The sequence below is a fragment of the Olleya sp. ITB9 genome, from assembly GCF_001315805.1.
Classification (GTDB): Bacteria; Bacteroidota; Bacteroidia; order Flavobacteriales; family Flavobacteriaceae; genus Olleya; species Olleya sediminilitoris.
Window position 1 is genome coordinate 41,287 of the sequence record NZ_BCBW01000048.1, and the last position, 12,890, is coordinate 54,176.

General features: G+C 32.2%; 9 protein-coding genes. All 9 read left to right on the plus strand.

The annotated features are described in order from the left end of the window. The first annotated feature begins 63 nt into the window (after positions 1-63). The 9 genes from ITB9_RS13680 to ITB9_RS13720 all read left to right on the plus strand — a co-directional run bounded on the left by ITB9_RS13680 (position 64) and on the right by ITB9_RS13720 (position 12,818). Positions 64-1,092, plus strand: coding sequence for a polysaccharide lyase family 7 protein (locus ITB9_RS13680; RefSeq protein ID WP_054852673.1), 1,029 nt, complete (start codon positions 64-66; stop codon positions 1,090-1,092). A gap of 2 nt (positions 1,093-1,094) precedes the next feature. After that, positions 1,095-3,374 (plus strand): alginate lyase family protein, encoded by a 2,280-nt coding sequence (locus ITB9_RS13685; RefSeq protein WP_054852674.1) that lies wholly within the window; start codon positions 1,095-1,097, stop codon positions 3,372-3,374. A 17-nt stretch (positions 3,375-3,391) separates the two neighbouring features. Continuing rightward, positions 3,392-3,766, plus strand: coding sequence for a cupin domain-containing protein (locus ITB9_RS13690; protein WP_054852675.1), 375 nt, complete (start codon positions 3,392-3,394; stop codon positions 3,764-3,766). Between the two features lie 326 nt (positions 3,767-4,092). Next, on the plus strand, positions 4,093-7,143 hold the full coding sequence (locus ITB9_RS13695; protein ID WP_261975671.1) for a TonB-dependent receptor: 3,051 nt from the start codon (positions 4,093-4,095) through the stop codon (positions 7,141-7,143). Between the two features lie 19 nt (positions 7,144-7,162). Further along, positions 7,163-8,590, plus strand: coding sequence for a RagB/SusD family nutrient uptake outer membrane protein (locus ITB9_RS13700; RefSeq protein WP_054852695.1), 1,428 nt, complete (start codon positions 7,163-7,165; stop codon positions 8,588-8,590). 17 nt (positions 8,591-8,607) lie between these two features. After that, complete coding sequence (locus ITB9_RS13705; protein ID WP_028290179.1) at positions 8,608-9,609, plus strand: PKD domain-containing protein; 1,002 nt, start codon at positions 8,608-8,610, stop codon at positions 9,607-9,609. A gap of 46 nt (positions 9,610-9,655) precedes the next feature. Next, positions 9,656-10,357, plus strand: coding sequence for a FadR/GntR family transcriptional regulator (locus ITB9_RS13710; RefSeq protein WP_054852677.1), 702 nt, complete (start codon positions 9,656-9,658; stop codon positions 10,355-10,357). Between the two features lie 22 nt (positions 10,358-10,379). Next, positions 10,380-12,008 carry an MFS transporter gene (locus tag ITB9_RS13715; RefSeq protein ID WP_054852678.1) on the plus strand — a complete coding sequence of 543 codons (1,629 nt, stop codon included), beginning with the start codon at positions 10,380-10,382 and terminating at the stop codon, positions 12,006-12,008. Positions 12,009-12,056: 48 nt separating this feature from the next. Further along, complete coding sequence (locus ITB9_RS13720; RefSeq protein ID WP_054852679.1) at positions 12,057-12,818, plus strand: SDR family NAD(P)-dependent oxidoreductase; 762 nt, start codon at positions 12,057-12,059, stop codon at positions 12,816-12,818. Positions 12,819-12,890: the final 72 nt, after the last annotated feature.

Sequence of the window (12,890 nt, forward strand, 5' to 3'; positions counted from 1 at the left end):
TAAATACACTTACTAAATAGGTAGCAAAGTAATTTGTTGCCTATTTTAAAAATAAAATCCAAAATGAAAAACTCGCTATTTACCTTCGTTGTATTATTAACATTGTTTGCTTGTAAAAATGAAACAAAGTCTACAGAAACAAAAGCAGAAACAAAATCTACAATTACCAAAAAAGAAATAAAAGCACCAAGCGATGTTATTCCGTTTATGGATAAATGGAAAATCCTTTTAGGTGACGGAACAAAATCTGAAGATTTAATAGGTTTCCAGAAAGATGATTTTTTCTATGTTGAAACTGAAAATGAAACGGATTGGGTAGTTTATAAAACACCAAATTCTGGTATTACTTCAAAAACGTCTAGTAATACGAGAACAGAATTAGGTGAAAAAAAACACTGGATTCCTGAAGAAGGCGGAAAATTAACAGGAACTTTAAAAGTAAAACACGTATCAACTACAGGTGATGCAACCAAATCGTCTGCTTTTTCAGTGGTTGTTGGTCAAATTCACAGTGATGAAGGTCATGAAAACGAACCTTTAAAAATTTATTACAAGAAATTTCCTGGTCATACAAAAGGTTCTGTATTCTGGAATTATGAAATCAATACAAAAGGTAATAATGCTGGTCGTTGGGATTATTCGACAGCTGTTTGGGGTAATGATTTTTCTATAGTTGGCGAAGATGCAACAACTGCACCAAATGAGTCTGTTGATGGTATTGCTTTAGATGAAGAATTTAGCTATGAAGTTAATGTATACAAAGGCATTATGTATTTAACCTTTACAAGTGAAGGTCATGAAACGGTAACATTTACTAAAAGCTTAATCAAAACAGATTTCCCTACAAAAGCATCTATTCCGCAACAAATTATAGACAGTTATTCATCACGAAGAAAAGTAAGTGAAGAACGTGAAATAGCATATGCTGGTGAAATAAATTACTTTAAACAAGGTGCATATAATCAAGCCAATGTTAAAACAGGTTCTAAAATCTACGAAGGTGATATTGCTAAACAATACGAAAACGGAAGTTATGCTGAGGTTTGGTTTGAAACTGCAACCGTAGGAGAAGCAACAGCGCCAAAAAAATAAAGATGAAAAAAATAAAAAACACAACATATAAAATCGTACTATTTGTAGTAATAGCATTTATGTTTTCATGTAAAAATGAAAATAATACTACTACTACAGATACTTCAGACACAAAAACATCCCAACAACATCCTAAACTTATTTTAACTGCTCAAGGTGTAAAAGACATTAGAGTACAATTAGGTACTATTCCAATTTTTGATAAATCTCTACAAGCGGTTAAAGAAGAAGTTGATGCTGAAATTGAAGCAGGAATTGATGTGCCAATCCCTAAAGACTATTCTGGTGGTTACACACACGTTGTACATAAAAAGAACTGGTTTATACTTCAAAAAGCAGGTTTATTATATCAAATTTTAGACGACGAAAAATATGCTAAGTATGTAAAAGACATGCTAATGGAATATGAAGCATTGTATAAAACTTTGCCATTACATCCCAAAACAAGGTCTTATGCAAGAGGAAAATTATTTTGGCAATGTTTAAATGATTCTAATTGGTTAGTCTATGTAAGTCAGGCTTACGATTGTATCTATAATTATTTAACCGAAGAAGAACGAAACAAGCTAGAAACAAATTTATTTAGACCATTTGCAGATCACATTTCTGTAGATAGTCCGCAATTTTATCAACGCGTTCATAACCACAGTACTTGGGGAAATGCCGCTGTTGGAATGATTGGGTTGGTTATGGATGACGAGGAATTAATCAATCGAGCGTTATACGGAATTAAAGATTTAGAATTAGATGCTAATAAAAAAGACGACGATGGCGGATTTTTAAATAAAGACGGAAAAGCAGGTTTTTTAGCCAATATCGAAGAACCTTTTTCGCCAGATGGTTATTATAATGAAGGACCCTATTATCAACGTTATGCCATGTATCCTTTTTTAGTATTTGCTGAAGGGTTGCATAATGTAAAACCTGAGCTTAAAATATTTGAATATAAAGAAGGCGTACTTTTAAAATCTATAAATGCATTATTAAACTTATCTGATGCAGATGGAGATTTCTTCCCACTAAACGATGGTCAAAAAGGAATGTCGTATTACACAAATGCTCTAGTAACTGCAGTAGATGTATCTTACCACTTTGGAGAGCAAGATCCTGGTTTGTTATCAATTGCAAAACAACAAGATAAAGTCTTGTTAGACGATTCTGGTTTAGCAGTTACTCTCGGAATTAAAAACGGAAAGGAAAAACCGTTCTCTAAAAAATCTATTAATTTATCTGATGGTCCTGAAGGAAAACAAGGTGGTGTTGGTATTTTAAGAAATGAAAATTTAGAATTGGTTTTTAAATATGCAGCACAAGGTTCTAGTCATGGACATTATGATAAATTATCGTATTCCTTTTATGAAAATGGCGAAGAAGTCATTCAAGATTATGGATTATCTCGTTTTGTAAATATTGAACAAAAAGGAGGTGGAAATTATCTAAAAGAAAATAAAACATGGGCAAAACAAACCATTGCACATAATACAGTGACTCAAAATGAAGCCTCTCATTTTTCTGGTAAATATGATATAGGAAGTTTACATCATTCCGATTTAAATTATTTTTCTTCGGAAAATGAAAACGTGCAAGTAGTAAGTGCGATTGAAAAAAATGCTTATCCAGGAACCACAATGCTTCGTACAATGGCTATTATAAAAGACGAAGATTTCGAAAAACCATACATGTTTGATATCATGAAGGTGACTTCCGCTACAGCGAATCAATATGATTTTCCTTTTTATTATTTCGGACAAGTATTACAAACAAATTTTGAATACAATTCACCTGAAACATTGAAGCCATTAGGTTCTAAAAATGGATATCAGCATTTATATTTAGAAGGCTTAGGAAAAGCATCAGAAGACAACACTAAGTTTTCATGGTTTAACAATAATAAGTTTTACTCGTTAACAACAGAAACTTCAGTTAAAGACGAATTGTTATTTGCTAGAATAGGTGCAAACGATCCAAATTTTAATTTACGTCGCGATCCAGCATTGATACTTAGAACTAAAAATTCAAAAAACAGAACTTTTGTTTCAGTGATTGAAGCACATGGAAGTTATAGTCCAGTTTCAGAATCTGCAGTAAATTCTAACAGTAGCATTAAGCTAATTAAAACAGTTTTAGATTCTGAAGATTATACAGCTATTGAAATTACTAATATAAATGGTAATGTAAAGTTGTTTATTACTTCTAATACCAACAATCTAAAAGAAACAAAACATAACATAACAATTAACGGTAAGAGCTTTGAATGGTCAGGTTCTTATTATTTCAAATAAAATAAAACAATTAAAAAATGAAAAGATTTAGCGAAAAGTACATTGTAGCAAAAGACATGGAATGGGAAAAACTTGGAGGAGGAGTTTCTAGAAAATTTTTAGGTTATGACAATCAGATCATGATGGTAAGCGTAAAATTTGAAAAAGGAGCTTTAGGAGCACCACATCAACATTTTCATACACAAGCTACATATTGTGTGTCAGGAAAGTTCGAATTTGAAATTGATGGCGTTAAGAAAATCGTAGAAGCTGGTGATGGTGTTTACATCGAGCCAAATTTATTGCACAGTGCAGTTTGTTTAGAAGAAGGACAGTTGATAGATACTTTTAGTCCAGTAAGAGAAGACTTTTTAACAGGAGATGGACCTTCTTATTTTAGTGGTAAAGAGTAGTTTAGTAAAGTATTGTGCTTAGGCTAGAGTATCTGGTTTGTTTTGAATAGCTAGTCTATAAGCGTGTTAAGAGCAAATGTTTGCTAAATTAACTCAAACATTTGCTATTTTAACATATAAATTTTACGAAAACGTTGTAATTAACATTTTTTTATATATATTTGGTTAACCAATCTGGTTGACCAATTTTTTTTGTTTAAATTTGAAGTAATATTAACTGTAAAAGTAGTATTTGATTTTATTGAACTTTAATTGGGATTTGTTTAATAACATATCATGACCAGCAAACTAACTCAAAAAGTAAATTAATTATTATGGTTAAAAAAATGAAATTCGCATTATTACTAATGCTTTTTGCTAGTTTTTCTGTTTTAGGGCAATCAACTAAAACAGTCAAAGGGACAGTTGTATCTGCTAAAGATCAACTTCCCATTCCAAGTGCAAATGTTTTAATAGCAGGTGCAAATGATGGTACTTATACAGATTTTGATGGTAATTTTGAAATCACTGTAAAAAGTACAGATGTTTTAGTGTTTTCATATGTCGGTTATACATCTCAATCGGTTCCTGTACTTGATAATACAACGTTTAATATAGCTTTGCAAGAAGATTCAAGTCTTTTAGATGAAGTTGTAATTGTTGGTTATGGTACTCAAAAGAAAAGCCATTTAACAGGTGCTATTTCTAAAGTGACAAATGAAGATTTAGATCAAATAGCTGTTTCAAGGGTGGATGATGCCTTAGTTGGTCAAGTTTCTGGTGTAAACATTGCTGCAACTGAAGGTGAAGCTGGTTCTGCTCCTACTATTAGAATTAGAGGTACGGGTTCTGTCTCAGGTAGTTCAGATCCTTTAGTTGTTGTGGATGGGATTGTTGTAGATAATGATTATTTAGGTTCTATGAATATGAATGATGTAGAATCTTTTGAGGTGTTAAAAGATGCTGCTTCTGCTGCAATCTATGGTTCTCGTGGAGGTAATGGTGTAATCATGATAACTACTAAAGAGGGTAAGGCAGGAAAAACTAAATTTACTTACAATACTCTAACAGGGTTTAAGGAGGCGAGACAAAGTGAGGATTATTACTTTACTGTTGCAGAAACTGTTGAAGCTGAGTTAGCTGCAACAGGGACTTTGTCCGACAGAACTAGGTACAAGCAGTTAATAGGTGTTGATAATGATTGGCAAAATATAATTTTTGATGGTGGTGTAATTACTACTCATTCATTTAGTGCTAGAGGAGGTAATGATAAAACAAAGTTTAGCACATCTATTGGTTATATCCATGACGAAGGTGTTTTGTTAACAGATGAGGTGAAAAATTACAGTTATAAATTAAGATTAGATACTAAGTTAACAGATAAACTTTCTATGGGTATAAATCTTAATCCTTCTTTTAACGATAAAAGACGTTTTGATGGATCAACTCATGATATTTTAAGACAAACGCCATGGTTACCTGTTTACCATGATGCTAATACTATTAGATATGTTGATAGAGATAATTATCCAGATGTACAAATTGGTGATTATGCAACGCAGCGTCATTTTGATAATTATGATCTATATGGTGATGGAAGTACATTAGTTGATATTAGTAATACTTCAAATACTAATCCTGCAGCAAAAGTTATAGAGCGCCAAAGAAATGAGTATAAACTTAAAATGAGAGGTAGTTTTTATGGAAAATATGATTTTACAGATAATTTATCAATTAAAAGTACTATCGGAGGTGATTATCAAAATACTGTAAGAGAAAGAAATCAAGGTCCTTTAGCAAGTCGTAATGGAGAGTCTGCAGTCCAATTTGATGAAGAAAAAATAAATGTATCTAGATTAGTTTCGGATAACTTTTTGTCTTACGATAAAGAATTCGGAGATCATGATGTAGCCGCTATTTTGGGTACATCTTCAGAGTTAGTGAAAGGAGAATATAGAGCAGCTAGGTTAACGGGTTATAATCCTGATTTTGAAGGGACATTAGGAGGAACAACAACAGTCGGAGCTGGAAATGAATTTGAATATAAGCAGTCATTGTTTTCATACTTCTTGAGAGTTAATTATGCTTTTGATGATAAATATTTAGCATCTATTAGTTTAAGACGTGATGGAAGTTCAGTTTTTGGTGAGGATACAAAGTATGGAACTTTTCCTGCAGCTTCTTTAGGTTGGAATGTTTCAAAAGAAGATTTTTTAGCAGATAGTGAAGTTGTAAGTAATCTTAAGTTTAGAGTAAGTTATGGTGTAACAGGTAATAATAGTTTAAGAATAGCGTCAAACTCTGTTCTAAATGACAATGCTTTAGTTAACTATTACCCATCATTATCTTTGATTTCTGGCTTTAGTTATGGAGGAGACTCTGCAATTAGTGCAATTAATATTGCTAATCCAGACCTAAAATGGGAACGTTCAATAGAAATTAATCCAGGTATTGATTTTGGATTATTCAATAATAAAATAACAGGTTCTGTTGATGTTTATAGAAGAACAAGTGACCAACTATTATTATCCAATCCAATTTCTAATACAACAGGTTTTAGTGAGGCTTTAGTTAATATTGGTAAAGTTGAAAATAGTGGAATTGAATTAGAGTTAAGAACTAAAAATGTCAATACAAGTAATTTTAAATGGACTTCAACAATTTTAGCATCAAGAAATAAAAATGAACTAGTAGACTTTGCAGATTCAAATGGACAAATTCAAAATGTAGACTCTAAAAGAGCTGCAGAGTGGATTAACCAAGTAGGTCAACCTATTTCTTCTTTTTATGGTTGGGTAGTAGATTCTGATATTCCTTTAGAATATATAAGTAACCCTTACCATCCAGTAGGAGGAGAAGCTCAAGATGTATATGTTAAAGATTTAAATGGAGATGGTGTTATCGATGATGATGATAAAACTAAATTAGGAGATCCTTATCCGGATTTAGTTTGGAGTTTAACTAACGATTTTCAATTTGGAGATGTTGACCTAAGCTTTATGTTTCAAGGTAGTCATGGTGCTGAAATTAGAAATATGGGAGATCAGTATTTGTTTAATCATTTTAATTCATCTCAAGATTTTATTTCCAGTACACCAAATCAAGAGTTTATTAAAGAGAAAATCTTTACAGATGACATTATTCAAGATGCATCATATATAGCTTTAAGAACTGTTAGTATTGGTTATAATTTTACAGGAGATTTATTAGATAAAACATTGTTTACTAAAGCCAGGGTTTATGCTACTGGTCAAAATTTACTATATGTAACAGCAGATGATTATACAGGGTTTAATCCTGAGTCTGTTAATACAACAAGTGCAACAACTTATGGATATCAAAGAGCAGGTTCTCCTATTCAAAGAACAATTTCATTAGGTTTAAACCTTGAGTTTTAATTTTAAAAAAAAAGATAAAATGAAAAAATATATAAAAACAATAGCTACATTATTGGTTGTATTATTAGTCTCTTCTTGTGAAGATTTTTTATCGCCAGAACCAACATCTGTATCTAATGCAGAAACCTTTTTCGAAACAGAAGCAGACTTAGAGCTTGCAGCTGTGGGTATGTATGATGCAATTCAGGGAATTAACTCAACAACTACAACAGACAATCATGGTCTTCAAGTTGATTTTTATGTTCAGGAAATGTTAAGTGATAATACTAGATCAAAAAATATAGGAGGAGAAGGAGAGTCTGCACAATTTGAGAGCTTTAATGTACAAGCTACTAATGGTATAGTAGATGATTATTATAGAAGTAACTATCAAACAATATATAGAGCAAATGTAGTATTAGAAAACTTAGATGTTGCAGGAGATAATGCTGCAAGATATGAAGCTGAAGCAAAATTTGTAAGAGCATATGCTAATTTTAATTTAGTACGTTCATTTGGTGATATTCCTCTATTAGATAGAGTTATAGGTATTGCTGATACAGATGTACAATTTTCAAGAGTTGATAAAGACTTAGTATATGATTTAATAATTAGTGACCTAACAACAGCAGTTGCAGGTTTGGATAATACATATAAAACCAGAGCTTCTAAAGCTGCTGCTCAAGCATTATTAGCTAAAGTGTATTTAACAACAGGTACTAATTATACTTTAGCACAGACGTTATGCGAATCTGTAATGAGTTCAGGATTTATGCTGGAACCTAATTTTAAAGATGTGTTTTACAACGAATTAAATGATGAGGTAATCTTTGCTATCGATTACATTGGTGATTCTGCAGCAGACAGTCAAAATTATTCAGCAGAATGGTTAAATGCAGTTGGAAGAACAGCAGGTGTTAACTATACGACTCAAGAAGTCAGAGATGCATTAACAGCATTAGGTGGAGATAGGTCTACTATTTCTTTTAGACAAGACCCTTTACAACCTTCACAATACCAGGTAGCTAAATATTTACCAATTGATGATTCTAATCTAGACGTTACAGCTTCCTCTAGTAATCCTACTTTAGCCGGAAATGACTGGATTGTGATTAGATATGCAGATGTCTTATTGATGCATGTAGAAGCTATTATGGCAGGTCAGCAGTCTACTTCGGCTCAAGCTGCTTTAGATTCTTTTGAAGAGGTTAGATTACGTGCTGGTCTTACAGGTGATGCTGACGGAACCATAACTAAGCAAGAGTTATTAGATGAAAGACGAGTGGAATTAGCCTTTGAAAATCACCGTTTTTTCGACTTAGTTAGATTTAATGTAGCTCAAGATGTTTTGTCATCATTTTCTGATGATAATGATTATAATTTTAGCGCTACTGATTTGCTATTACCTATTCCTCAAAGGGAAATAAATTTAAGTCAAGGGGCTTTAAGCCAAAACCCTGGTTATTAATTTAAAAATATTGTAAGATGAAAAAACAAGTAAAAAAAATAATTACGATTACTACTTCAATAATCATGGCTATAACTATACAGTCTTGTGATGATTTTGAGAAATTCGAACCTTTAGACTCAAACTCTATAGCGGATCAAACACCTCCTCAAGCAGATTTTTCTTATTCTCAAGGTGAAGGTACAGCTGGTGATGAATGGATGAGTTATTCATTTGGTAACTTATCTTCTAGTGCAACTACTTATAGTTGGGATCTAGGAAATGGTACAACTTCAACTGATTTTGAACCAACAACTATTTATCCAGGTGAAGGAATGTATACAGTAACTTTAACAGCTTCAGATAATTTAGGAGTTTCAAGTACTTTTTCTGAAACTATAGAAGTTATTGAACCTGAAGTTCCAGAGGTTCCAGATCCAACTTTAATTAACTCTGATTTTGATAGATTAGCTAAGCTAGGATCATCAAATACGTGTTCTTGTTCAGGATGGGATAATGATGATATAGGAGAACAGGGAGAGTCTAGTTCTGGTAACGGAGGTACTGATAATGTTCTTAAGTTTGATAATAATGAACCAGATCATATTTACCAAGAATTTGAAGTAGTCCCTAATTCTGATTACACAATAACCTTAGTTACTTCGTTTAAAAGTCTAGAAAATAATACACCTCCATTGGAGAGTATGTTAGAGTTAAGAGTTTTAACTGGAGCGGGTTATATTACAGATTATACACCAACTTATTACACAGATGCAGGAGATTTCCCATCTTCTGGTTATGGGTATACATCAATATCGCAAGTAGAGACTCCTGCCAATAATATTTTGGAAGAAGTAATAGTAAATCCAGAAGATGATGGCTATTATACTCAAACTTATAGCTTTAATTCTGGTGCAAATACAAGTTTAGCAATTTTTGTTAGAGGTATAGGAGGAGATCCTAGCACTGGTAGTTATGGATATACTAGTGGAGATGAAGAAATAAGAGTTGATTCTATAAATATTATTGCTAATAATTAATATTAGGATTAATATATTTGTTGGACTAACACATTGACTAGTATATATGAAACTTGACTCTTTAACAAAAACAGAAAATTTTGATATTCAAAAACAAGTTATTTCTAAAATAGGTGATTTAATAAATTTTAAAAACCTAGAACCAGGAGATAAATTACCATCTGAAAGGATGTTATCTGAAAAATTTGAAGTATCAAGAAGTCAAGTTAGGGTAGCAATTCAAAAGTTAGAGTTTTATGGATTATTAAAATCAATACCACAAAGTGGAACATTTGTAGCAAACATAGGTGTAATTGCTATGAATGGTATGATTGAAGACATATTAAGGTTAGAAGATCCTAGTTTTAAATCGTTAGTAGAAACTAGGATTCTTCTTGAATTAAAAACAGCAAGATTAGCAGCTTTAAGACGAACAGATGAAGATTTAATAAAGCTAAAACATTGTTTAAAGGCTTATAAAAATAAAGTATTAAAAGGAGAGGATGCTGTACAAGAAGATTTGTTGTTTCATTTAGCCATTGCTAAAGCAAGTGGTAATAGTACAATGAATACTTTAATGTTAATGATCACACCAGAAATTATAACAAATTTCGAAAAATATCATGTCTGTGACAGCAGTTTAGCTAAATCAGGTATTGAAGAGCATCAAGCTATTTTTGAGGCTATTAAAAAACAAAAACCTCAATTAGCAAAACAAAAAATGAAAGAACATTTTAAAGTATTATATCAGTATTGTTATAATACTTAACTAATCAATTAGCATAGACTAAATGAAATTAAAAGGATTAAGATGGTGGGTAGTTGGACTAGTAGCATTAGCTGCAGTTGTTAACTACATAGACAGGCAAGCGTTTGGTGCCTTATGGCCAGATATAGCAAAAGATTTATTTCCAGAAATGGATAAAGATGGACATAAAGCTATTTATGGAACCATCTCAACAGTATTTATTTTATCATATGCAGGAGGTCAAGCTCTGTTTGGAAAAATCTTTGATTGGATTGGAACAAGATTAGGGTTTGCACTATCAATTGGTGTATGGTCTATAGCAACAATATTTCATGCTTTAGCTCAAGGATTATTAAGTTTCTCTATATTTAGATCAATATTAGGAATAGCAGAAGCAGGAAACTGGCCAGGAGCAGCTAAAGCTAATGCAGAATGGTTTCCAACTAAAGAGCGAGCCTTAGCTCAAGGAATATTTAATTCAGGTGCTGCATTAGGTGGTATTGTAGCTTATCCTATAATAGGTTTACTATCAATATATTTTGCTTGGAAAGCAATATTTATAGTTGTTGGTATACTTGGTTTATTATGGTTAATACCTTGGTTATATATAGTAAAATCTGGACCTAAAACACATCCTTGGTTAACAGATAATGAGAAAAAATATATATTATCAGGACAGCTAAATCAGGATCTTGACGAAGATAGTAATTACGATGATGGTTATAACCCAAGTAATAGTGAATTGTTTAAACGAAAGGAAAGTTGGGGAGTAATAATAGCTTCAGCTGCTATCGATCCTATTTGGTGGCTCTTCATAGTTTGGATTCCAATATATTTATCCGAAGTTTTTGGTATGAATGTAAAAGAAATTGCATTCTCAGCATGGGTACCTTATGTAGGTGCAATGATTGGTGCTTGGTTTGGTGGTTTACTTGCTCAAAAGAAGCTTAATTTAGGATGGACTGTAGATAAGACTCGTAAGTATGTTATTACTTTGGGATGTGTAATAATGATTCCATGTTTCATTCTATTAAAATTTCCTGGTGCACCTCAAGTTTTAGAGGTTTTTGGAGTTGAAGAATCTGCTGCTATTACAATGGCTGATCCACAAGTTAAAAAAATCATGGATAATGAGGCATTCAAAGATTTAAAAACGGATAAAAGTTTTATTGAAAGCGTTGCAGGAAAAAGCATTGATGAAATCAAATCTATTTCTGAATTTAAGACAGTATATGAAACTGCTGTTTGGAAACTGCCAAAAGCAGACGCTTCAAAAGAAGAACGTTTATTACCAAAATACGGACCACCTTCAGAGTCTGGCATTGCTGCTCTTGGATCTTTATCAGAAATTAATAAAGCTCGAAATACTGCAGCTTTAATTGCAATTGTTATTATGGCAATATTACTGTTTGGTTTCCAAACAGTAATCGGGAATGTTCAAACATTACCAAGTGATATGTATAGTGGTAAAATTGTAGGTACTTTATCTGGTTTTGCCGGTATGGCGGCAAAATTAGGAGCAGCTGGTTTAACTATCTTAGTTACTTTTATAACTACAGGAGGTAATTATACACCTGCATTTTTAATAGGTGGTGCTTTAACAATAATAGCTTTACTTGCTGTTTGGATTTTATGTCCAAAAATAGAGCCCTTAAAACCTATAAACCAATAAAAAGATAAATAATATATTTAATATTAGTAATAAAAATAAATTAAGAATATGAGTAATAAAGGTAAATTAGCAATAGTTACAGGAGCAACAGGAGGAATTGGATTTGAAGTAGCCAAAAGATTAGGTCATGATGGTTATACTGTTGTTTTAAATGGTATTGATGACGAAGCTGGAGCTGAAAGATTAAAAGAGCTAACTTCTGATGGGATTGATGCTGAATATTATGGATTTGATGTAACAAGCGAAGAAGCTGTAACATCTAACATCACTAAAATTGGTGAAAAATATGGACGTATCGATGTACTTGTAAATAATGCAGGTGGACTTGGAGGTCGTTCTAGATTTGAACAAATGACTACAGACTTTTACAGAAACGTTATGGCTCTAAACCTTGATTCTGTGTTTTTTGCATCAAGAGCTGCTATTCCATTTTTGAAAAAAGGAGAACATCCTTCTATTATTAACTATACTTCTAACGCAGGTTGGACAGCAGGTGGACCAGGTGCAGGTATTTACGGTACTTCTAAAGCAGGTGTACATGCAATTACTAGAGCTTTAGCTAAGGACTTAGCAGAATATGGTATTAGAGCAAATGCTGTATCTCCTGGAACGATAGATACACCATTTCATGCACAAATTAAAGCGACTAAGCCAGAAGTTTTTGCTTCTTGGGCAAATAACATTATGTTAGGTAGATTAGGTCAGCCAGAAGATGTGGCAGGAGTTGTATCATTCCTTGCTAGTAAAGATGCATCATTTATAACAGCAGAAACCATTCAAATTGGAGGTGGTCAAGCACTTGGTATTTAATACCTTTTAATTATAAAATATATTAAAGCCTTTCTTATAGAAAGGCTTTTTTTGTTTAAATTTATTAGATAA